Consider the following 21,742-nt stretch of genomic DNA (forward strand, 5'->3'; position numbering starts at 1 on the left):
TTTTCCGCACCGGTGCCGCCCCCGATCCAAGGGGCGCGCCGGGCTCTACCCCATTACCGCACGGACACCATGAACCTTCGAGCTTTCTTCTCTACGTTTCAGCGCGACCTGCTTGCGGGCATCGTCGTATTTTTCGTGGCGCTGCCGCTGTGCCTCGGCATCGCCAATGCGTCGGGCGTCGAGCCGTTCGCCGGGCTCGTATCGGGCATCGTCGGCGGGCTGGTGGTCGCCGTACTGAGCGGCTCGCGCCTGAGCGTGAGCGGACCGGCTGCGGGCCTCGTCGTGATCGTCGTCGACGGCATCGCGCAGCTCGGCAGCTTCCCCGCTTTCCTCGCCGCGGTGCTGCTCTCCGGCATGATCCAGTTCGGCTTCGGCATGCTCAAGGCCGGCCGGTTTGCCGCGTATGTGCCGTCGCCGGTCATCAAGGGCATGCTCGCGGCGATCGGCATATTGCTGATCATCAAGCAGTTTCCGCTTGCGCTCGGCCTCTTCGGCACCTCCGCTGCTGCCGGCTCCCCAGCGGCGGCAGCGGTGGCCCCCGGCACGATGATGACGCCGTTCGGCACGATCTCGCTCGCGGCGTGCTTCATCACGTTGCTGTCGCTGGCGATTCTGGTCGGCTGGGAAACGCGTGCAATGCGCCGCTTCGCCGTGGTGCGCCTCGTGCCCGCGCCGCTCGCGGTGGTGCTGCTCGGCATCGGCGCGACCTTGCTGCTCGGCCTGCTGGCGCCGTCGCTCGCGCCGCCCGCCGAACATCGCGTCGCGCTGCCGCCGCTGGAATCGTTCGCCGCATTGCAGGTCGCGCTCGAATGGGCGGACTTCGGCCCGCATTTCGCGCAACTCGTCAATCCCGATGTTTGGCGTGTCGCCATCACGTTGGCGATCGTCGCGAGTCTCGAAACCCTGTTGAGCCTCGAAGCCGTCGAACAGATCGATCCCGAGCGACAGCCGGCCGCGCCGGATCGCGAACTGAAGGCGCAAGGCGTGGGCAATCTGATCGCCGGCGCAATCGGCGGCTTGCCGATCACCGCGGTGATCGTGCGCAGTTCGGCCAACGTGTATGCGGGTGCGCAAAGCCGGCTTTCGGCGATCATCCACGGCGTGTTGCTGCTCGTCAGCGTGTTTGCGCTCACCAGCGTCATCAACCTGATTCCGCTGGCCTGCCTCGCGGCGATCCTGATCTTCACGGGACTGAAGCTCGCCAAGCCGTCGCTGTTCGTCGCCATCGCGAAGCAAGGCTTTGCGCCGTTCGTGCCGTTCATCGTGACGCTGGCCGGCGTGCTCATGACCGATCTGCTGATCGGTATCGTGCTCGGCGTGCTGTGCAGCGTGCTGCTCGCGCTGTACGCGAACCTGCGCAGCCCGATCGTGCTCGCGCAGCACGGCGATCACTATTTGCTGACCTTCCGCAAGGACGTGTCGTTTCTCGCCAAGGTGCCGCTCAAGCACTATCTGCAGCAGATTCCCGATGGCGCGACCCTGATCGTCGACGCGACGCGCGCTGACTTCGTCGATCACGATGTGCGCGAGTTGCTCGACACGTTCGCTGAAGAAGCGCCGCCGCGCGGAATCGCCGTGGAAGTGCGGCATCAGGTGCGGACGCAGGCACGCGCGGCGCGCGGGTGGTCGATGCGGCGAGCAGCGACGGAGTAACGCGCGCGACGTCCGCCTTCAAGTGAAAAAGCCCCGCGCCTGTTTGACGGCGCGGGGCTTTGACTAATACGGATCGGAAACCACGCGATCCACACGCGGCCCTCAGATCACTCCGAGCGTTGCGGATTCAGTTTATCCACGTTCGAATACAGTTTGTTGAGTGCCGAGATATACGCCTTCGCGGAAGCCGCGACGATATCCGGATCCGTACCCACGCCGTTGACGATGCGTCCGCTCTTCGACAGGCGCACGGTCACTTCGCCTTGCGCCTGCGTGCCGGTGGTGATCGCGTTCACCGAGTACAGCAGCAACTCGGAACCGCTGCCCACTTCCGTTTCGATCGCATTGAGCGTGGCGTCCACCGGACCGTTGCCGCGCGCCTCGCCGGTGACTTCCTTGCCTTCCACCGAAAAGACGATCTTCGCGTGCGGCTGCTCACCAGTTTCCGAATGCTGCGACAGCGACAGGAACTTGTAGTGCTCCTTTTCCTGTGCTTCGGCGGACTCTTCGGTCACGATCGCGATGATGTCCTCGTCGAAGATTTCCGACTTGCGGTCGGCCAGTTCCTTGAAACGCGCGAACGCCGTGTTCAATTCGCCTTCGCTGTCGAGCGCGATGCCCAGTTCCTGCAAGCGCTGCTTGAACGCATTGCGGCCCGACAGCTTGCCGAGCACGATCTTGTTCGCGCTCCAGCCCACGTCTTCGGCACGCATGATTTCGTACGTGTCGCGCGCCTTCAGCACGCCGTCCTGATGGATGCCCGAAGCATGCGCGAACGCATTCGCTCCGACCACGGCCTTGTTCGGCTGCACGACGAAACCCGTGATCTGCGACACCAGCTTCGAGGCCGGCACGATCTGCGTCGTATCGAGACCGAGTTCGAGGCCGAAATAATCCTTGCGCGTTTTCACCGCCATCACGATTTCCTCGAGCGACGTGTTGCCCGCGCGCTCGCCGAGACCGTTGATCGTGCATTCCACCTGACGCGCGCCGCCGATCTTCACGCCGGCCAGCGAGTTCGCCACCGCCATGCCGAGGTCGTTATGGCAATGCACCGAGAACACAGCCTTATGCGAGTTCGGAATGCGTTCGCGCAGCGTCTTGACGAGCTGGCCGTACAGTTCCGGCACGCCATAGCCGACCGTATCCGCGATGTTGATGGTGGTTGCGCCTTCGGCGATCACCGCTTCTAGCACCCGGCACAGGAAGTCCATGTCGGAGCGGCTGCCGTCTTCCGGCGAGAACTCGACGTCGTCCGTGAACTTGCGGGCGAAACGCACCGCCAGCTTCGCCTGTTCGAACACCTGGTCCGGCGTCATGCGCAGCTTCTTTTCCATGTGCAGCGGCGACGTTGCGATGAACGTGTGGATGCGGAAACGATCGGCGGGCTTGAGCGCGTCGGCGGCGCGCTGAATGTCCTTGTCGTTCGCCCGTGCGAGCGAACAGATCGTGCTGTCCTTGATGAGGCCGGCGATCGTGTGGATCGAATCGAAGTCGCCGTTCGAACTGGCCGCGAAGCCCGCTTCGATCACGTCCACTTTCATCCGTTCCAGTTGCTTCGCGATCCGGATTTTTTCTTCCTTCGTCATCGACGCGCCGGGCGATTGTTCGCCGTCGCGCAAGGTCGTGTCGAATATGATCAGTTTGTCGGACATCTCTGGGCTCCTCGGGAGTCGTTCAATTGTGGGAATGGAAGAGTGGAATCTGGCGTTTGCGCCACCGCTGGCGACGCTTGTATCGCGGACGAGGCGGACGGAAGGCGAAAAACGATCAGCGTGAAAAACGCGCCGGCTTTAGCGCGCCTCGCCGGGGGTCGCCGCCGTTCAGTGCGGTTGGCATTGCAGGACTCGCGTTTCGATCGAGCGGGGAGCGTGAACGCATCATCCAACGACTATAGCGGCATTCCAACCACCGTGCAATTGGCGTCATACCCGCGTCCAGACGGCGCTGGAGGCGGACTCGGAGGCAGGCTCGAACCAACGAAAACGGCGGCTCGAAGGCCGCCGTTGTTTCATCTGCCGATCAGCTTGCCGACACGCGCAAGACCGCGCGCGCCGACCTGACCTCACCTAATCCCCCGTTACCGAGCGGGCGGGATTCCCTCTGCCGCGCAGCGCCTGATAGCCCCAAAACACATAGCCCGACAGACCGTACAGCACGAACAGGCCGAACAGCATCAGCGGCGGGTCGGACGACACCAGCACGAACGCGACCACCACCAGCAGGATCACGCCGAACGGCACGCGATGCCGCACGTCGAGCGCCTTGCCGCTGTAGAACGGCGCGTTCGACACCATCGTCACGCCGGCATAAATGGTGAGCACGAACGCCACCCACGGCAGCCACACGAGCTTGAGCGGCACGCGGTTATCGGTGGCGAGCCACACGAAACCGGCGATCAGCGCGGCGGCCGCCGGGCTCGGCATGCCCTGGAAGAAACGCTTGTCGACCACGCCGATGTTCGTGTTGAAGCGCGCGAGACGCAGCGCCGCGCCCGCGCAATAAACGAACGCCGCGAGCCAGCCCCAGCGGCCCAGATCCTTCAGCACCCACTCGTACATCACGAGCGCGGGCGCGACACCGAACGACACCATGTCCGACAGGCTGTCGAACTGCTCGCCAAAGGCGCTTTGCGTATGCGTCATGCGGGCAACGCGCCCGTCCATGCCGTCGAGCACCATCGCCACGAAGATCGCGATGGCCGCGACTTCGAAGCGCACGTTCATTGCCTGCACCACGGCAAAGAAACCGCAGAAAAGCGCCGCCGTGGTAAACGCGTTCGGCAGCAGATAAATGCCGCGCTTTCTCAGGAACTGCTGACGCTGCGCGCGCCGGCTTTCGACCACCGGCGACTCCGCCACGATCGGCTTGTTGCGGCGAAACGGGCGCGGCAGCGGTCCACTGCTGCGCGGGCGACGCGGTTTGAATGCGGCCATTCGGAAACCTCCTGGGTGCCGCTTAGAGTTCAGCGAGAATCGTGGACGACGCCGAAACCTTCTCGCCGATCGACACTCGCGGGCGGCTGCCGACCGGCAGATACACGTCGACACGCGAGCCGAAACGGATGAACCCGTACCGTTGACCACGCGTGAGCGGCTCACCCGCCCGTACGTAGCAAAGAATGCGCCGCGCGATCAACCCGGCGATCTGCACCGATGTAACCGTCTGGCCGCCGGCCATTTCGATCACCACCGCGTTGCGCTCGTTTTCGACCGACGCCTTATCTACCGCGGCATTCAGATACGCGCCGGGGAAATATTCGACCTTGGAGATCGCGCCGTCCACCGGCGAGCGTTGCGAGTGAACGTTGAAAACGTTCATGAACACGCTGATCTTCAGCGCTTCGCGGTTCGCATAGGGATCGTGCGCGGTTTCCACCGCGACGATGCGGCCGTCCGCCGGGCACAGCACGGCATTCGCCTGGGTGGGGATCGGACGCGCCGGATCGCGGAAGAACTGCACGACGAAGATCAGAATCAGCCAGAAGAGCCACGCAATGCCGAACCCCGCGAACGCGTGAACCAGTAAGGCGACAACGGCCGCGATGGCGATGAACGGCCAGCCTTCTCGCGCGATGATCGGATGAGGGTAATTCATGGATGGCTTCTGTGTTTTTGGAGGGTAGCCCCCCTTCCTCACGGAAGAGGAGCCCCCTAAGAACCGTACGTGCGAGTTTCCCCGCATACGGCTCAAATCTACAAACAAAGCCCGGGGTTAGTCCCGGGCCGGCTTAGTTACTGCAATTTTACCTGCGTGCACTTGCCGGTGGCAGTCCGGGTGAAGCAAAACCCTGTTCGAAAGAGCATCCGATCCACCATGCATCCGATACTCCAGATGATGGTCATGCCAACCGGTTTCCTTCGTCAGAGCGCATCCACAGTGCGCACACAACCCGCGCTGTGACATGTACAACGAGACCCATTGTCGCCGGTGTCGCATCGAATGTTCCATGCGTGCCTCGCGCAACTGCTCGCCGTATTGCTCCCACTCTGGATCAAATGGGTTGAACGCCCCTTTGACCTTTCTGTGTCGCCTGATTTCAGTACCGCTGATCTGGTACAGCTCAAGTAACCCCTTTCCCGCCTCACGAACCACTGGAACAGCAAACACCCAGTGTCGGCTGCCCTCTGAGTGAAAGTACTTCTTTCTCACCCAGTCGGCACTCTTGCTCGGATGCCGCCTCTTCGACCACCGCCAGAGTCTTCGGAAAATCAAAGACTCCATGCGGCTGTACGCCTCTTTGGCTACTACGGGACTGTGATACCGCGCCCAGCCTCGTAGCATCGGGTTCAGCAACCGAATCAGACTCGCCTGCTTCACCGTCTTGTTACCGCTGATCGTTTCCGCCACCTTGCGATAGAACGCTTGCGCGCTCTTTTTGCTCGGCTTGATGAGTAGCGTTCCCGAGTACCTTCGGAAATTCCACCCAAGGAAATCAAAGCCTGTGTCAATGTGCGTGATCCGTGTTTTCTCCTCGGAGAGTTGCAATCCTCTAACGGCAAGGAATGCTTCCACCCAAGGCCGAACTTCCTGCTCCAGCACCTCTTGCGAGTCACCGGTAATCACGAAGTCATCCGCGTACCGCACCACATTCACTTTCAGCTTCTTCGCCTTTGCGATCCCGAATTTCGCACCGAGGTGCGCGATCAGTTCACGCTCCAGCCCGTTCAACGTCACGTTCGCCAGCGTCGGGGAGATGATCCCTCCCTGCGGCGTACCAGCCTCAGTCGCCTGTAGCTGACCTTCATAAATCAGGCCAGCCTTCAGCCACTTCCGGAGGATCTCCTTGTCCATAGGGACATGGTTCTCCAGCCATTCATGGTTGATGTGGTCAAAGCAGCCTTTGATATCCGCCTCCAGTACCCATCGGGCTGAGCCCTTTTGGGACATGGCGACGAAAATCTGCGACATGGCGTCAGCCGTCGAGCGGTTCAACCTGAACCCATACGAGTTCAGGTCGCTCGTCGATTCCGACACCGGCTCCAGAGCCAGCAGATACAGAGCTTGCATCGCCCTGTCTCGCATGGTTGGAATGCCCAGAGGGCGTTCTTTTCCATTGGCCTTGGGGATAAAGACTCTCCGTAATGGCAGAGGCTTATATCCGCGCCGCTTCAACCGGCCGATGGCTTCCCATCGGCTCTCAGGCGAATCCCACAGTTCACGATCGACTCCCGCCGTTCGCGCACCCTGGTTCTGCGTAACACGTCGTACCGCATACAGCTTCGCGGACAACGTGCGGGTCAGCATCCGTTGCAGGGCTTTCACCCTGCGCCAGTCACTTTCCCGCGTCGCCTTCGCAATTCGTATCTGCATCCCTCTCACGTTCCGTTCAACCCGTCGCCAATCTACGGCGTACCAGTTGTCCGGCGCGTGGGAAAGCGCAGATCCAGTCTTTCGGCCAGATACTTTCATGCTGCTCTCCTACTCGAAGAAGTGAATTCCGAGCGAAGAACAGATCATCCCTTGCGGGAGCGATCTGCTCCCGCAAGGGGGTAAACAACAAGCACTGACGACTAAGAAGCCGCCAGCAATCACCAGTTCCAGCTAAAGGTCAGTCAGCCGTCTTGCGACGGTAGACCAGACGGAAGTCTGCCCGCTTTCGCGTGAGGTGATGTCTCAACCCCTATCCGGACCATTACAGCCCGGCCTTCGCTTTTTCCGTCGTCCTCTACCTGCACAATTAACAGCGTTCCTCACGGTCCGCCTGCCAGCCTTACTGCGCCGGCAACCATACAGGCTTACCACGTTCCCGGCATGTCACACGACCGACTTAGGTTCTGCCTATTCCCCGGCGGTCCGAAGACGACGTAGCCCGAATTTACAGCGAGCTATCCGACCGCACACCTTTTTGGTTGATGCCTACCAGCAGCTTTGGCACCGTCCTACTTACGAGGTTTATCAGCAGTTCACTTACGTTAACCGTATCAGCCAGCCTAGCCCCTCAACCCCGTTGCTGCTGGGAGTCTCCAGATGGTCGTTTCACAACCACCATCCGCCCGAACTTCCGGGGGGTACATTGTTAGAAGAGCTTCACACCTCACCGTTGCCAGTGACGCATGTCTTCCTAGGCTACTGCTGGTCGTACAGCAGGTTCACTACCCTCGCCATGCAGCCAGCGAGGCCGAACAATGACACGCCGAGCTTTCGCTCGTATCGTTTAGCGACTCCGTTGCCCGAAGGCGCGGGAATTGCAAACATCACCCCGCCCGGTCGGCGGAGATGAAGCCGCTGACTGGGCGGGACCTGACGGTAATCAGGTCAATGCAATACGGTTGACGACAGACTGCACCGTGTCCCGTGTTCACTACCAAGGTGTGCCCATAAGGACACATCTACGCTTAAAGTGCAGCTCACAAGGGAGCCGCCTGCGGAGGGCATGGTGAGTCCAGCCAAGACCTTCCTCAATAACCCTCTAGTCGATGCCCCGTAACGTGGGGCTGACGGACACGAGCGTGCGTGTCGCACGTAAAACCGTAGGATAGCAAAAGCCGTCCAGGGTTCAGCACCCTTGGACGGCTTTTTGATGTGTCCGGCTTGCGGCGCTGCGCCGCAACGGACAAAAGCGACAACCGGCTTAGTTCTTCGACTGATCGACCAGCTTGTTCTTCGCGATCCACGGCATCATCGCGCGCAGCTTCGAACCGACCTGCTCGATCTGATGCTCGGCCGTCAGACGGCGGCGCGATTGCAGCGTCGGCGCGCCGGCCTTGTTTTCGAGGATGAAGCTCTTGGCATATTCGCCGGTCTGGATGTCGGTCAGCACGGCCTTCATCGCCTTCTTCGTTTCAGCCGTCACGATACGCGGACCCGTCACGTATTCGCCATATTCGGCGTTGTTCGAGATCGAGTAGTTCATGTTGGCGATGCCGCCTTCGTAGATCAGGTCGACGATCAGCTTCAGTTCGTGCAGGCACTCGAAGTACGCCATTTCCGGCGCATAGCCCGCTTCAACCAGCGTTTCGAAGCCGGCCTTGATCAGGTCGACCGTACCGCCGCACAGCACGGCTTGCTCGCCGAACAGATCGGTTTCCGTTTCTTCGCGGAAATTCGTTTCGATGATGCCGGCACGGCCGCCGCCGTTCGCCGCTGCGTACGACAATGCGATGTCACGTGCCGCGCCCGACTTGTCTTGCGCAACCGCGATCAGGTGGGGCACGCCGCCGCCTTGCGAGTAGGTGCCGCGAACCGTGTGGCCCGGCGCCTTCGGCGCGATCATGATCACGTCGAGGTCGGCACGCGGAATCACTTGACCGTAGTGCACGTTGAAGCCGTGCGCGAAAGCCAGCGCAGCGCCCTGCTTGATGTTGGCGTGCACTTCCTTCGCATAGACTTCGGCGATCTGCTCGTCCGGCAGCAGCATCATGACGACGTCCGCGCCCTTGACGGCTTCCGCCACTTCCTTCACTTGCAGGCCGGCGTTCTCCGCCTTGCTCCACGATGCGCCGCCCTTGCGCAGACCGACCGTCACCTTGACGCCGCTTTCGCTCAGGTTCAGCGCGTGCGCATGGCCTTGCGAGCCATAGCCGATGATGGTGACTTGCTTGCCCTTGATGAGGGAGAGGTCGGCGTCCTTGTCGTAGAAAACTTTCATGTCGGTTCCTTGGCTAGATTCGATGATTCAGTGAAATTCAAATACCGCGAATGTTGTGTTGCTTTGGCCGGGTTCATGCAGGCACGGCCCGGCCTGTGGATCGAGACGGTATGAACGCTCGCGCGTCATACCTTCAGAATGCGCTCGCCGCGGCCAATGCCCGAACTGCCCGTGCGGACCGTTTCGAGAATCGCCGTGGAGTCGAGCCCTTCGATGAAGGCATCGAGCTTGTCGCTCGCGCCCGTCAGTTCGATCGTGTAGGTCTTTTCGGTGACGTCGATAATGCGGCCGCGGAAAATATCCGACATCCGCTTCATCTCCTCACGCTCCTTGCCGACCGCCCTCACCTTGATCAACATCAGCTCGCGCTCGATGTGGGCGCCCTCGGTAAGGTCGACCACTTTCACCACCTCGATCAGGCGGTTCAGATGCTTCGTGATCTGTTCGATCACGTCGTCCGAGCCAATGGAGACGATGGTCATGCGCGACAGCGAATGGTCTTCAGTCGGAGCCACCGTCAAGGTTTCAATGTTGTAGCCGCGTGCCGAGAAGAGACCGACCACGCGTGACAACGCGCCCGGTTCGTTTTCCAGCAGGACGGAAATGATGTGTCTCATGTTTCGCTTCTTCCAGATGTTTTGTCGATGTATGCGAGCCGTTCGCGCCGCTTCGTCCGCGTTTGCCTTTCGTGAAGGCGGGCATGACGAAGCCGGCGTCGGAAACGCTCGTTATAGATCTTCCGAACCCATGAGCATCTCGGTGATGCCCTTGCCGGCCTGAACCATCGGCCAGACGTTTTCGGTCGGATCGGTCTGGAAGTCGAGAAACACCGTGCGATCTTTCAGGCGCAGCGCTTCCTTCAGCGCCGGTTCCACGTCCGCCGTGCGTTCGATACGCATGCCGACGTGGCCGTAAGCCTCGGCGAGCTTGACGAAATCCGGCAGCGCATCCATGTACGAATGCGAGTAGCGCTTGCTGTATTCGATCTGCTGCCACTGGCGCACCATGCCCAGATAGCGGTTGTTCAGCGAAATGATCTTCACAGGCGTCTCGTACTGCTTGCAGGTCGAGAGCTCCTGAATGCACATCTGGATCGAGCCTTCGCCCGTGATGCAGAGCACGTCGTCGTCCGGGTGCGCCATCTTCACGCCCATCGCCGCCGGCAGGCCGAAGCCCATCGTGCCGAGACCACCGGAATTGATCCAGCGGCGCGGCTTGTTGAAGCGATAGAACTGCGCGGCCCACATCTGGTGCTGGCCGACGTCGGAACACACGAAGGCATTGCCGTCGGTCAGCTCCCAAGCCTTTTCCACCACGTACTGCGGCTTGATGATGTCGCTCTTGCGGTCGAACTTCAGGCAGTCTTTTGCGCGCCAGGCTTCGATGTCCTTCCACCAGTCGGCGAGCGCCGCGGTGTCGGGGCCGTGCTCGGCCGTTTGCAACTGCTCGATCAGCTCCTTCAGCACTTCCTTCACGTCGCCGACGATCGGAATGTCGACCTTGACGCGCTTGGAGATGGAGGAAGGATCGATGTCGATATGGATGATCTTGCGCGGACGCGAAGCGAAGTGCGCCGGGTCGCCGATCACGCGGTCGTCGAAGCGCGCGCCGATCGCGATCAGCACGTCGCAGTGCTGCATCGCCATGTTGGCTTCGTAGGTGCCGTGCATGCCGAGCATGCCGAGGAACTTCTTGTCGCTCGCGCGGTAGCCGCCCAAGCCCATCAGCGTGTTCGTGACGGGGTAGCCGAGCAGATCGGCGAACTGGTTCAGCTCACGCGACGCGTCCGCGAGGATGATGCCGCCGCCGGTGTAGATGTACGGGCGCTTCGCCGACAGCAGCAAGGCGACCGCCTTGCGGATCTGGCCGGAATGGCCCTTCGTGACCGGGTTGTAGGAACGCAGCGACACGCTCTTGAGCGGCTCGTATTGGCAAGGCGTTTTCGACACGTCTTTCGGAATGTCGATCAGCACCGGGCCGGGCCGGCCGGTACGGGCAATGAAGAAAGCTTTCTTGACGGTGGCCGCGAGATCGCGCACGTCCTTCACGAGGAAGTTGTGCTTCACGCAGGGACGCGTGATGCCGACCGTATCGCACTCCTGGAACGCGTCCTGGCCGATCGCCCCAGTCGGCACCTGGCCGCTGATCACGACCATCGGGATCGAATCCATGTAGGCGGTGGCGATGCCGGTCACCGCATTGGTGACGCCGGGGCCGGAGGTCACGAGGCACACACCGACCTTGCCGGTGGAACGCGCATAAGCGTCGGCGGCGTGAACCGCGGCCTGCTCGTGACGCACGAGAACGTGCTGGAACTTGTCCTGCTTGTAGAGCTCGTCGTAAATGTAGAGTACCGAGCCGCCGGGATAGCCCCAGATGAATTCGACGTCTTCGTCGGCCAGTGCCTTCATGAGCACGGTGGCGCCGATAGAGCCGGCTTCGGGATGGGGGGTCGTATCCGACGTGGAGAATTCCGCGCTGGGCATATTCATTTATTCACCTTTCGAATTTTCGGCAAAAAATTGATCGGGTGCTCTCTGCCGGGCTTGTGGCTCGGGTTCAAGCGGCGCGTCCAGTTGACAGGTGAGCTTCTTGGGCCACACCTCAATTGAGACAAGTCACTTATGTTGCGAACCAGCGAAGATATCTGCTGACGCCCGCGCGGTCAAGCAAATATTGCCGCAGCGTCCTGTCCCCAGTCCCGATATTGACCGGCGCGCTGTTATAGAGATGCAAGGTCGATCACGTTTCGCCCCGGCCGGCGCAAAAATTTGTTAGCATCCGCGAGTTTTACGACATTTTTCGACCGATTACGCGCACGCTCGCTGCGCCGACCCCCAACGGATGGCATCAGACAAGGAACTCGCCGATTTTCTGGCGGGCGTCGAAAGGCGCGCATTCAAGCAGACGGTCTACGCCGTGCGGGACGACGACGCCTCGCTCGATATCGTGCAAGACGCGATGATCAAGCTCGCCGAAAAATACGGCGACCGCCCGGCCGCCGAATTGCCGCTTCTGTTTCAGCGTATTCTGCAGAATGCGATGCACGACTATTTCCGTCGTGCCAAAGTGCGCAATACTTGGGTTAGTCTGTTTTCCTCGCTCGGCAACGCCGACGACGACGAATTCGACCCGCTCGAAACCTTCGAGGCCCAGCAAGGTTCGGCGGGCGCCGAGAGCAACGAACAGAAACTCGAACGCGAACAGGTCTTGCAGTCGATCGACGACGAGATCCAAAAGTTACCGGCACGTCAACGGGAGGCGTTTCTCATGCGTTATTGGGAAGATATGGATGTCGCCGAGACTGCCGCCGCGATGGGCTGCTCCGAAGGCAGTGTGAAAACGCACTGCTCGCGGGCCACCCACACGCTGGCGCAAGCGCTCAAGGCCAAAGGAATCACGCTATGAGCTCCCTCGAAACCAAAGAACTCGAGTTCGCCCGCCAGGTGCGCCGCGCGCTCGACGAAAACGCCGCCCGCATTCCGTCCGCCACCGTCGATCGACTCGCCGCGGCGCGCCATGCCGCGCTCGCCCGCAAGAAGCCCGAAACCGTGAGCGCGCCGGTGCTCGTGCCCGCCTTCGCCGGCGCGGGCATGCCGCAGCTCGACACCCCGCAGCGCCGCCGTTCGCCGCTGCGCCGCTTCGCGCTCGCGTGGCCGCTCGCCGCGCTGGTGGCGAGCCTCATCGGCATCGCCTACTGGGAAGACCAGCAGCGCACCGCCGAACTCGCCGATATCGATGCCGCCATGCTTAGCGACGACCTGCCGCTCAATGCCTATCTCGACCACGGCTTCAACGCGTACCTTTCACGCGCCCACTGAGCGGGAGATTTTTCGGGTGAGTTACAAGCGCGGCCTGGCCGTTGTTTTCGGATGCGCGATCGCGGCCCTGGTGTCGTTTGCCGCGACGTATCCGCGCTTTTACCCGGCCCCGTCGACCGCCAGCGCGCCTGCCGCCGCCGGCGGCAACGCCACCGCCAAGACCCGCGCGCCCACGCTCGCCGTCGAATTGCCCAGCCTGCCGGGCAGCAATAGCCCGATGGCGTGGACGCGCCTCAGTTCCGCCGAACATATCGCACTGGCGCCGTTCGAGTCCCAATGGGATTCCTTCAGCGACGAACGCAAGCGCAAATGGCTCAAGATCGCGTCGCGTTACCCAAAAATGTCGCCGGAAGCGCAAAAACGCCTGCATGAGCGCATGGCCGAATGGGTCCGCATGACGCCCGATCAGCGGCGCGTCGCTCGCGAGAATTACCAGGTGTCGAAGGAATTGCCGCGCGAAGCTCGTCAGAACGCGTGGAAGACCTATCAGGAACTGTCCGAGGACCAGAAGGCCCGCCTCGCCGCCAGCGAGCGCAGGCGCCGGCCCAGCGTGGTCAGCGCGCCGCCTTCGGGCAAGAGCGAGATCAAGGGGCTCGACCGGCTCGTGATCGCCCGCGAGCATGGCGCGAGCGGCGCGGCGGCAGCGAGCGCCGCGGCCGCCGCGTCGTTGCCGAGTCCGACCCTCACGCCGGCGATTCCGGCCGCGGGCAGTTTCGTGCCCGCCACGCCGCTGCCGGTTTCGCCGGCCGAAGCGCCGTCGATCTTCAACGGCTCCTGAGCCGCGCCCGACCGTGTCGCAGCCGCTCGCGAGTTCGTCCTTGCCCGCCGGGTCGTCCGGCACCGTTCCCACCGTTCGCCGGCGCCTCGCGGCGCTCCTCTACGAAGCAATGCTCCTGTTCGGCGTGGTGTTCATCGCCGGCTATCTGTTCAGCACGCTGACGCAGCAGCGCAACGGCTTGGCCCACCACAATCTTCTCGCGGCATGGATCGGGCTCGTGGTCGGGCTGTACTTCGTCTGGTTCTGGACCCACAGCGGTCAGACGCTGCCGATGAAAACCTGGCGCCTGCGCGTCGTCGCCGCTAACGGCGCACCGCTTTCCACCGCACGCGCGATCGTCCGCTACCTGCTGGCGTGGCTGTGGTTCCTGCCGCCGCTCGCGCTGCATCCGCTGCTCGGGCTCCGCGTGCCGCAAACGCTGGCGGTCGCCGCGGTGTGGTTCGTCCTGTGGGCCGCCACCGGCCGCTTCGGCGCGCAGCGTCAATTCCTGCACGATCGCCTCGCCGGCACGCGTGTGGTCAGCGTCGCGCGCTGAGCACGCGCCTCGCCTCGCTCCACCATTCACACCACCTCCCCGCTCTCAGCGCGGTAATAAGAACTTCTCGTGACTGTCACGGCAGGGTCACGCGCAACTGGCGCAATACGGGCACCGCAACTCGACGCGTGAGCCATGGACCCCAAAACGTCCGCGACGTCCCTGTTCCGCCAGACCGGCCCGAGCGTCGACCCCGTCGCGTTCCGCCCGGAACCCAATGTCGGTCACGGCTTGCCGCTGCCCGTGGCGTCGCTGCCGCACGACGCGCATGCCGGCCATCACGATGAAGAGCACGCCGAGCCGCATCGTTACCGCACCATCTGGCTCTCCGACATCCACCTCGGCTCGAGCGGCTGCCAGGCGCCCTATCTGCTCGACTTTCTGCGCCATAACGAGTCGGAGTATCTGTACCTCGTCGGCGACATCATCGACGGCTGGCAGTTGAAGAAAGGCTGGTACTGGCCGCAGGCGCACAACGACGTCGTGCAGAAGGTGCTGCGCAAGGCGCGCAAGGGCACCCAGGTCATCTACGTGCCCGGCAACCACGACGAAGCCGCGCGCCAGTTCTGCGACCTCGCGTTCGGCGACATCCACGTGCGCGGCGAGGCGTTTCACACCACGCTCGCCGGCAAGCGCCTGTGGATCGTGCACGGCGATCTGTTCGACGGCGTGATCCAGCACGCCAAGTGGCTCGCGTATCTCGGCGACACGCTCTACACGATGATCCTGATCCTGAACCGCTGGTTCAACCGGATCCGCAGCCGGCTCGGTTTTCCGTACTGGTCGCTGTCGCAGTACCTGAAGCATCAGGTGAAGAACGCGGTGAATTTCATCTCGTCGTTCGAGCGGGTCATGACCGACGAAGCACGCCGCCGCGGCTGCGACGGCGTGGTCTGCGGACACATTCACAAGGCCGAGATACGCGACATCGACGGCGTGCTGTATTGCAACGACGGCGACTGGGTCGAAAGTCTGTCGGCGCTCGTCGAGACGTATGAAGGCGAACTCAAGGTGATCTACTGGACCGTGATGCGCGCGCCGGAAGTGCGCGCGCAAAAGGCCCAGGCGACCGCGTAGTCCCTCTTAACTTCCAAGGGCGCAAACCGATGAAGATCATGATCGTCACCGACGCATGGGAACCGCAGGTCAATGGCGTCGTGCGCACGCTGAAGAACACCACGCGCGAACTCAGCGCGCTCGGGCACCGCGTCGATCTGCTCACGCCGCTCGAATTCCGGACGATTCCGTGCCCGACCTATCCTGAGATTCGCCTCTCGCTGCTGCCGCGCCGCAAGATTCGCCAGCGTATCGACGAATTCGCGCCCGACGCGCTGCACATCGCCACCGAAGGTCCGCTCGGCATGGCCGCACGCGCGTATGCGATCCAGCACAAGCTGCCGTTCACGACCGCCTATCACACGCGCTTTCCCGAGTACGTGCAGGCGCGCTTCGGCATTCCGCTCGCCGCGACCTACAAGTTCCTGCACTGGTTTCACAAGCCCTCGCTCGCCGTGATGGCGCCCACGCCCGTCGTGAAGCAGGACCTCGAGAAATTCGGCTTCACGAATGTCGTGCTGTGGACGCGCGGCGTCGATCTCGACATCTTTCACCCGATGGACTCGAAGGTGCTCAACACCGCTCGGCCGATCTTTCTGTATGTGGGACGCGTGGCGGTCGAGAAAAACGTCGAGGCGTTTCTGAAGCTCGATCTGCCCGGCTCGAAGTGGGTCGCCGGCGAAGGCCCCGCGCTCGCCGAACTGAAGTCGCGCTATCCGCAAGCGAATTATCTGGGCGTGCTCACGCAAGCCGAACTGGCCAAGGTGTACGCGGCCGCCGACGTGTTCGTGTTCCCGAGCCGCACCGACACCTTCGGGCTCGTGCTGCTCGAAGCGCTTGCGTGCGGCACGCCGGTCGCGGCCTATCCGGTGACCGGTCCGATCGACGTGCTCGGCGACGGCGGCGCGGGCGCGATGCATCAAGACCTGCGCGAAGCCTGCCTCGAAGCGTTGAGGATCGACCGCAACCATGCGCGCGGGTGGGCCGAGCGCTTCTCGTGGGCGGCGGCGTCCGAGCAATTCGCGGCGCATCTCAAACCGCTGCCGCACGCGTCGTATCGCGAGGAAAGCGCCGCCGCGTGACGCGGCGCGCCGAACCGCTCATGCGAGAAAGAAACGCTACCGTGACGCACGCGACGAACGGCGCGGCGCGCACCCCGCGCACCTCGCGCACTACCCGCTCCCTTCGCGCCACCGAGGCCGACGCCGCCAGCGTCGAACCGTTCGACGACGTGCGCGAGCCCGAGATGCCGCATCATGCGGGCGATGCGAACCATGCGCATGGCATGAACGGGATGAACTCGTCGAATGACAACCACGGCGACCCTCGCCACGAACCCCTCAGCCCCGACGATCCGCTCGCGCCGCTACCCTTCAACCCGTACAAGGGCAATCGTGGACTCACCCGCGCCTGGCATGCGATGAAAAACTCGCTGGCGGGATTCCGCGTCGCCATCCGCGAGGAAAGCGCGTTTCGCCAGGAACTCACGCTTGCCGCGATCCTGATTCCATGCGGCGTGCTGGTTCCGGTGGAGCCGGTGGCGCGCGTCCTGCTGCTCGGCTCGGTGCTGCTGGTGCTGATCGTCGAGTTGCTGAATTCGAGCGTCGAGGCGGCCATCGACCGCATCTCGCTGGAGCGCCACGAACTGTCGCGGCGCGCGAAGGATCTCGGCAGCGCCGCGGTGATGGTCGCGCTCGGCATGTGTCTGATGACCTGGCTGCTGATCGTCGGGCCGCTCGTCGTCGCGTGGGTCAAGGCGTGGCTGGCGGCATCGCCATGAAAACCGCGGCATCCCTCGTGAAAGCACGCTGAAAACGCCCGAGGGAATGAAAACCCTGAGTGTCCGTTCGAGATAAGAACGGTCGGTTTATAATCGTCCGACAGTCCCACAAGAAAACGCTGGGCCGCTCCCTGGTTTTCTTGTCCCTTCGGGGAACCTGCCGCGCAGCGGCAAGTTTCGGGGCGCTCAACGATACCAACCGCGTCCGGGTGGATCACGCAGCGGCGACATGCCGCCGCGCGCCTAGCCCGGCGTTACCAGGGCCGGACGATATGGAAGCCAAACCTCCCCGCCGCACCCGCGAACGGATTCTCGAACTGTCGTTGAAGCTGTTCAACGAAATCGGCGAACCGAACGTCACGACAACGACGATCGCCGAGGAAATGGAGATCAGCCCAGGCAACCTGTACTACCACTTCCGCAACAAAGACGACATCATCAACAGCATCTTCAGCCAGTTCGAGCAGGAGATCGAAAAGCGTCTGCGCTTTCCCGAAGACCATCGCGCGACCATCGACGAGATGTGGTCGTACTTGCAGTACATGGTCGATTTCACGTGGCGCTACCGCTTTTTGTATCGCGATCTGAACGACCTGCTGGCGCGCAACCGCACGCTCGAAACGCACTTCAAGCAGATCATCAGTCACAAGGTGCGCTTTGCGAGCCAGTTCTGCGAGCAGCTCGTGGCCGACGGCGAAATGGTCGCCACGCCGCAAGAGCTGCACGTCATCGCCACGAACATCGGCGTGATCGCCACGTACTGGCTGTCGTACCAGTTCGTGATGAACCCGCGCAAATACAACGAGCAGGAAACGATTCGCGCGGAACTGCATCAGGTGAGCGTGCAGATCGTGTCGCTGATGGCGCCTTACCTGCGTGGCCGCTCGCGGCAGATTTTCGACGACCTCGTGTCGGGCAAGCTGCCCAAGCGCGAGTTTTACGACTACCTGCCGCCCAAGGAAGGCGCCGCGCCCCGCAACGAACCGAAGGACGTTTAAGCATGAAGTCGGTGTGTGTGTATTGCGGCTCCGCCAATGGAGCCAAACCGTTGTATGCCCAAGCCGCGCGCGCATTCGGCCGCGCGCTGGTGCAAGCCGATCTGGCGCTGGTCTACGGCGGCGGCAAGGTCGGCCTGATGGGCGTGATCGCCGACACGGTGATGGCCGAAGGCGGCCGCGCGATCGGCGTGATTCCCGAACTGCTGGTCAACAAGGAAGTCGGCCATGACGGCCTGACCGAACTGCATGTCGTGCCGGACATGCATCAGCGCAAGAAGATGATGGCCGACCTGTCCGATGCGTTCGTCGCGATGCCGGGCGGCGCGGGCACGCTCGAAGAACTGTTCGAGGTCTACACGTGGGCGCAGCTCGGCTATCACCAGAAGCCGGTCGCGCTGCTGAATATCGACGGCTTCTACGATCCGTTGATCAATCTGCTCCAGCACACGGTCGACGAAGGCTTCATGCGGCAGACCTACTTCGACATCCTGCAAATGGATGCCGATCCCGCCGCGCTGATCGGCAAGCTGCAACGCTATCAGCCGCCCGCCAGCGACAAATGGGCGATCAACCGCGACGCGGTTTGAGGCGCGCGCGCCACGCTCGTCGAGCGCGGGCGCACGGAATCTTCACCGCGCTTTCCGCGCGGACCCGAGAACGATGAGGTTGCAATGACGAAAGCCGTCCTGATCACTGGTGGCAGCCGCGGCATTGGCCGCGCGAGCGCGCGCTTGCTGGGTGCGCGCGGCTGGTCCGTTGGCGTGAACTACGCGCAAAATCTCGCGGCCGCGCGGGAAACCGTCGCCGAAGTCGAACGCGCCGGCGGCCGCGCGTTGGCGATCGCCGGCGACGTCGCCAACGAAGCCGACGTGATCGCGATGTTCGACGCGCTCCAGCAGAAGTTCGGCCGGCTCGACGCGCTCGTCAACAACGCGGGCATCGTCGCGCCTTCGATGCCGCTCGCGGACATGGACCTCGCGCGCCTGAAGCGCATGTTCGACGTCAACGTGCTCGGCGCCTATCTTTGCGCGCGCGAAGCCGCGCGGCGCATGTCGACGAATCGCGGCGGCGCGGGCGGCGTGATCGTCAATGTGTCGTCGGCGGCGTCGCGTTTGGGCTCGCCGAACGAATACGTCGATTACGCCGGTTCAAAAGGCGCCGTCGACACGATGACGATCGGCCTCGCCAAGGAACTCGGCCCGCAAGGCGTGCGCGTGAACGCGGTGCGCCCAGGCCTGATCGACACCGAGATTCACGCGAGCGGCGGCAAGCCCGAGCGCGCCGCGCAGCTCGGCGCCACGACACCCTTGGGTCGCCCCGGCACGGCTGATGAAGTGGCCGAGACCATCGTCTGGTTGCTGAGCGACGCCGCCTCCTACGTAACCGGCGCGTTGCTCGACGTCTCCGGCGGACGCTGAGCGCGGCACGCCTTTTTTCCTCGCGCGGCACGCGATCGCACGCGGCCGCCTTTCTCTCCACGCGCCCCTTTCCCTTGATCCGACAGGGAAGCGGCACGATGCGTTCACTTCGCCCAATCCCTCGGTCTTGCTGTAATCGGTCGTAAGGATCGGAGACTACAATCGCAGCGAATCTCCGCGAATCGCCTGCAACCGCACGCGACGCGGAGCGAGAACATAAGTACGCGGCCCATGCCGTCGCGTGCGGCGACCAGAGACTTCCATGCGAGAAAACCCGTCCGCGCCGGCGAACGCCGTCACGCCCGCCGATCCGGCACATCCAGCCGACCGCTCCACCCGTGGCATCAGGCGCATGCGCGCGCTCGCCGCCGTCCGTCCGCTGATGTGGCTCGCCGCCCTCGCGATCCTGGGTACATGGCTTTTGCCGGGCACCTTGGGGCACGAGCCGTGGAAGCAGGACGAGACCTACACATTCGGCATCGTCCAGCACATGCTCGAGACCGGCGATCTGGTCGTGCCGACCAACGCCGGTCAACCCTTCGTCGAAAAGCCGCCGATCTACGATTGGGTCGCCGCCGGGCTCGCGTGGATGTTTGGCCGCTACCTGCCCTTGCACGATGCGGCGCGCCTCGCGAGCGCGCTGTTCGCCGGACTGACCGTCTACTACACGGCGCGCGTCGCCCGCCGCGCGGTGGCGGCTTCGAGTTGGCTCGACGTGCGCGTGATCGGCACGCTCGCGCTGTTCGCGGGCACGCTCGTCGTCGTCAAGCACGTGCACGACATGATGACCGACGTCGCGTTGATGGCCGGCGCCGCGCTCGGTTTTTGCGGACTATTCGAACTGGTGCTCGTCTATTTGCGCGACGATGCGCGTGCGCCGCCGCTCGACCTAGGCCGCCGGCGCCACGCGATACTCAGCGGCGCCGCGATGTTCGGCGCGGGTGTAGGCGTCTCTTTTCTGGCCAAAGGTCTGTTCGTGCCGCTCGTGTTCGGGGCGACCATCCTCGCGGTACTGGCCTTGTATCCGGGCTGCCGCACGCGCGGCTTCGCAGGGGCGCTCGGACTCGCCGCGCTAGTGTGCGCGCCGTTCGCGCTGATCTGGCCGATCTGCTTCTACCTGCGCTCCGACACGCTCTTCAAGCTCTGGCTGTGGGACAACAACATCGGCCGCTTCTTCGGCTTTTCGGTCGCCGAACTCGGCTCCGAAAACGAAAGCCGTCTGTTCGTGCTGCGCACCGTGCTGAGCGTCGGCTTTCCCGTGGTGCCGCTTGCGCTCGCCGCGCTTGCGGGCGGCGCGTGGCGGCGCTGGCGCGATCCGCGCGTGGCGCTGCCGGTGATCTTCGCGGGCACCGGCTTTGCGGTGCTGCAAAGCTCGGCGACGGTTCGCGAACTGTACATTCTGCCGTTCATCGCGCCGCTCGCGCTGCTGGCGATGCAGGGCGTCGAACGGCTTCCGCGCCGTCTGCATGCAAGCTGGGATATGGCGAGCCGCGTACTGTTCGGCAGCACGGCCGCGCTGGCTTGGATCATCTGGTCGATCATGAGCAACCCGGCGAGCACGCATGCGTCGCTACATCTGCTTGGCCGCTGGTTGCCGCTCGATTGGGTGCTGCCGGCCAAAGCGGGGTTGATCGCGGCCGCGTTGCTGATGACGTTCGGCTGGCTGTGGCTGCTGCCGGTTTTCAAATACACCGGCAAATGGCGCGGCGTGCTGAGTTGGTGCGCGGGCGCGATGCTCGCGTGGGGGCTGGTGAGCACGCTGCTGCTGCCGTGGCTGGACTACGCGAAGAGCTATCGCTCGGTGTTCGAAAGCCTCGGCGCGAAGATCAAGGTCGAATGGAACAATGGCGACTGCATGGCCAGCACGGGGCTGGGCGAATCAGAGGCGCCGATGCTGTACTACTACACCGGCATCGAGCATCAACCGACCGCGAACGCCGCAACCACCGAGTGCACATGGCTGATCGACCAGAGCCGCCGTGACCGCACGCGCGCGCCGGCGGGCGAGTGGCGACTGTTCTGGTCGGGCGCGCGTCCGGGCGACACGGATGAATCATTGCGGGTGTTCGTGCGGGCGCCGGCCGGCGCCGCAAACGCGCGCAGCGAATAAAG

The 21,742-nt window shown here is 63.2% G+C and carries 19 protein-coding genes; 12 read left to right on the plus strand and 7 right to left on the minus strand.

The features are described 5' to 3' along the window. The first annotated feature begins 69 nt into the window (after positions 1-69). Complete coding sequence (locus ACTJLC_RS20980) at positions 70-1,653, plus strand: SulP family inorganic anion transporter (RefSeq protein WP_073429568.1); 1,584 nt, start codon at positions 70-72, stop codon at positions 1,651-1,653. Between the two features lie 107 nt (positions 1,654-1,760). Here the strand turns inward: ACTJLC_RS20980 and ACTJLC_RS20985 are convergent, their stop codons facing one another. The 7 genes from ACTJLC_RS20985 to ACTJLC_RS21015 all read right to left on the minus strand — a co-directional run bounded on the left by ACTJLC_RS20985 (position 1,761) and on the right by ACTJLC_RS21015 (position 11,736). Further along, positions 1,761-3,308, minus strand: a complete 1,548-nt coding sequence (locus ACTJLC_RS20985; protein ID WP_083085180.1) for a 2-isopropylmalate synthase — start codon at positions 3,306-3,308, stop codon at positions 1,761-1,763. A gap of 414 nt (positions 3,309-3,722) precedes the next feature. Next, a complete protein-coding gene (gene pssA / locus ACTJLC_RS20990; protein ID WP_073429566.1) occupies positions 3,723-4,589 on the minus strand; it encodes a CDP-diacylglycerol--serine O-phosphatidyltransferase in 867 nt (288 codons plus the stop codon). Positions 4,590-4,611: 22 nt separating this feature from the next. Beyond that, positions 4,612-5,250 carry a phosphatidylserine decarboxylase gene (locus ACTJLC_RS20995; RefSeq protein WP_073429565.1) on the minus strand — a complete coding sequence of 213 codons (639 nt, stop codon included), beginning with the start codon at positions 5,248-5,250 and terminating at the stop codon, positions 4,612-4,614. A 117-nt stretch (positions 5,251-5,367) separates the two neighbouring features. Then, positions 5,368-7,065, minus strand: a complete 1,698-nt coding sequence (ltrA, locus tag ACTJLC_RS21000) for a group II intron reverse transcriptase/maturase (protein ID WP_440845018.1) — start codon at positions 7,063-7,065, stop codon at positions 5,368-5,370. Between the two features lie 1,162 nt (positions 7,066-8,227). Further along, complete coding sequence (ilvC, locus tag ACTJLC_RS21005) at positions 8,228-9,244, minus strand: ketol-acid reductoisomerase (RefSeq protein WP_073429564.1); 1,017 nt, start codon at positions 9,242-9,244, stop codon at positions 8,228-8,230. A 125-nt stretch (positions 9,245-9,369) separates the two neighbouring features. Further along, the gene (gene ilvN / locus ACTJLC_RS21010) at positions 9,370-9,861 is read right to left on the minus strand and encodes an acetolactate synthase small subunit (protein ID WP_073429563.1); all 492 of its coding nucleotides are present in this window, start codon (positions 9,859-9,861) and stop codon (positions 9,370-9,372) included. 111 nt (positions 9,862-9,972) lie between these two features. After that, the gene (locus ACTJLC_RS21015; RefSeq protein ID WP_073429562.1) at positions 9,973-11,736 is read right to left on the minus strand and encodes an acetolactate synthase 3 catalytic subunit; all 1,764 of its coding nucleotides are present in this window, start codon (positions 11,734-11,736) and stop codon (positions 9,973-9,975) included. 352 nt (positions 11,737-12,088) lie between these two features. Here ACTJLC_RS21015 and ACTJLC_RS21020 point away from each other — a divergent pair, with 352 nt between their 5' ends. The 11 genes from ACTJLC_RS21020 to ACTJLC_RS21070 all read left to right on the plus strand — a co-directional run bounded on the left by ACTJLC_RS21020 (position 12,089) and on the right by ACTJLC_RS21070 (position 21,740). Further along, positions 12,089-12,652, plus strand: a complete 564-nt coding sequence (locus ACTJLC_RS21020; protein ID WP_073429561.1) for an RNA polymerase sigma factor — start codon at positions 12,089-12,091, stop codon at positions 12,650-12,652. After that, a complete protein-coding gene (locus tag ACTJLC_RS21025; RefSeq protein WP_073429560.1) occupies positions 12,649-13,065 on the plus strand; it encodes a DUF3619 family protein in 417 nt (138 codons plus the stop codon). The genes ACTJLC_RS21020 and ACTJLC_RS21025 overlap by 4 nt, the downstream gene beginning before the upstream one ends. 16 nt (positions 13,066-13,081) lie before the next feature. After that, on the plus strand, positions 13,082-13,843 hold the full coding sequence (locus ACTJLC_RS21030) for a DUF3106 domain-containing protein (RefSeq protein WP_073429559.1): 762 nt from the start codon (positions 13,082-13,084) through the stop codon (positions 13,841-13,843). A gap of 13 nt (positions 13,844-13,856) precedes the next feature. After that, a complete protein-coding gene (locus ACTJLC_RS21035) occupies positions 13,857-14,378 on the plus strand; it encodes an RDD family protein (protein WP_073429558.1) in 522 nt (173 codons plus the stop codon). 135 nt (positions 14,379-14,513) lie between these two features. Continuing rightward, positions 14,514-15,455 carry a UDP-2,3-diacylglucosamine diphosphatase gene (locus tag ACTJLC_RS21040; RefSeq protein ID WP_073429557.1) on the plus strand — a complete coding sequence of 314 codons (942 nt, stop codon included), beginning with the start codon at positions 14,514-14,516 and terminating at the stop codon, positions 15,453-15,455. 29 nt (positions 15,456-15,484) lie between these two features. Beyond that, positions 15,485-16,516 (plus strand): glycosyltransferase family 4 protein, encoded by a 1,032-nt coding sequence (locus tag ACTJLC_RS21045; protein WP_073429556.1) that lies wholly within the window; start codon positions 15,485-15,487, stop codon positions 16,514-16,516. 20 nt (positions 16,517-16,536) lie between these two features. Then, positions 16,537-17,214 carry a diacylglycerol kinase gene (locus tag ACTJLC_RS21050; RefSeq protein ID WP_073429594.1) on the plus strand — a complete coding sequence of 226 codons (678 nt, stop codon included), beginning with the start codon at positions 16,537-16,539 and terminating at the stop codon, positions 17,212-17,214. 272 nt (positions 17,215-17,486) lie between these two features. Then, entirely contained in the window at positions 17,487-18,212 is a 726-nt protein-coding gene (locus ACTJLC_RS21055; RefSeq protein WP_073429555.1) for a TetR/AcrR family transcriptional regulator, read from the plus strand. A 2-nt stretch (positions 18,213-18,214) separates the two neighbouring features. After that, a complete protein-coding gene (locus tag ACTJLC_RS21060) occupies positions 18,215-18,799 on the plus strand; it encodes a TIGR00730 family Rossman fold protein (protein WP_073429554.1) in 585 nt (194 codons plus the stop codon). An 84-nt stretch (positions 18,800-18,883) separates the two neighbouring features. After that, on the plus strand, positions 18,884-19,630 hold the full coding sequence (locus ACTJLC_RS21065) for an SDR family oxidoreductase (RefSeq protein WP_073429553.1): 747 nt from the start codon (positions 18,884-18,886) through the stop codon (positions 19,628-19,630). Positions 19,631-19,892: 262 nt separating this feature from the next. Beyond that, on the plus strand, positions 19,893-21,740 hold the full coding sequence (locus tag ACTJLC_RS21070; protein ID WP_073429552.1) for an ArnT family glycosyltransferase: 1,848 nt from the start codon (positions 19,893-19,895) through the stop codon (positions 21,738-21,740). Positions 21,741-21,742: the final 2 nt, after the last annotated feature.

The organism is Paraburkholderia sp. 22099, from assembly GCF_052045835.1.
Taxonomy (GTDB): Bacteria; Pseudomonadota; Gammaproteobacteria; order Burkholderiales; family Burkholderiaceae; genus Paraburkholderia; species Paraburkholderia terricola.

Coding starts and splice junctions, on each gene's coding strand:
- ACTJLC_RS20980 (WP_073429568.1), top strand. CDS start 70: ATGAACCTTCGAGCTTTCTTCTCTACGTTTCAGCGCGACCTGCTTGCG.
- ACTJLC_RS20985 (WP_083085180.1), bottom strand. CDS start 3,308: ATGTCCGACAAACTGATCATATTCGACACGACCTTGCGCGACGGCGAA.
- pssA (WP_073429566.1), bottom strand. CDS start 4,589: ATGGCCGCATTCAAACCGCGTCGCCCGCGCAGCAGTGGACCGCTGCCG.
- ACTJLC_RS20995 (WP_073429565.1), bottom strand. CDS start 5,250: ATGAATTACCCTCATCCGATCATCGCGCGAGAAGGCTGGCCGTTCATC.
- ltrA (WP_440845018.1), bottom strand. CDS start 7,065: ATGAAAGTATCTGGCCGAAAGACTGGATCTGCGCTTTCCCACGCGCCG.
- ilvC (WP_073429564.1), bottom strand. CDS start 9,244: ATGAAAGTTTTCTACGACAAGGACGCCGACCTCTCCCTCATCAAGGGC.
- ilvN (WP_073429563.1), bottom strand. CDS start 9,861: ATGAGACACATCATTTCCGTCCTGCTGGAAAACGAACCGGGCGCGTTG.
- ACTJLC_RS21015 (WP_073429562.1), bottom strand. CDS start 11,736: ATGAATATGCCCAGCGCGGAATTCTCCACGTCGGATACGACCCCCCAT.
- ACTJLC_RS21020 (WP_073429561.1), top strand. CDS start 12,089: ATGGCATCAGACAAGGAACTCGCCGATTTTCTGGCGGGCGTCGAAAGG.
- ACTJLC_RS21025 (WP_073429560.1), top strand. CDS start 12,649: ATGAGCTCCCTCGAAACCAAAGAACTCGAGTTCGCCCGCCAGGTGCGC.
- ACTJLC_RS21040 (WP_073429557.1), top strand. CDS start 14,514: ATGGACCCCAAAACGTCCGCGACGTCCCTGTTCCGCCAGACCGGCCCG.
- ACTJLC_RS21045 (WP_073429556.1), top strand. CDS start 15,485: ATGAAGATCATGATCGTCACCGACGCATGGGAACCGCAGGTCAATGGC.
- ACTJLC_RS21050 (WP_073429594.1), top strand. CDS start 16,537: ATGCGAGAAAGAAACGCTACCGTGACGCACGCGACGAACGGCGCGGCG.
- ACTJLC_RS21055 (WP_073429555.1), top strand. CDS start 17,487: ATGGAAGCCAAACCTCCCCGCCGCACCCGCGAACGGATTCTCGAACTG.
- ACTJLC_RS21060 (WP_073429554.1), top strand. CDS start 18,215: ATGAAGTCGGTGTGTGTGTATTGCGGCTCCGCCAATGGAGCCAAACCG.
- ACTJLC_RS21065 (WP_073429553.1), top strand. CDS start 18,884: ATGACGAAAGCCGTCCTGATCACTGGTGGCAGCCGCGGCATTGGCCGC.
- ACTJLC_RS21070 (WP_073429552.1), top strand. CDS start 19,893: ATGCGAGAAAACCCGTCCGCGCCGGCGAACGCCGTCACGCCCGCCGAT.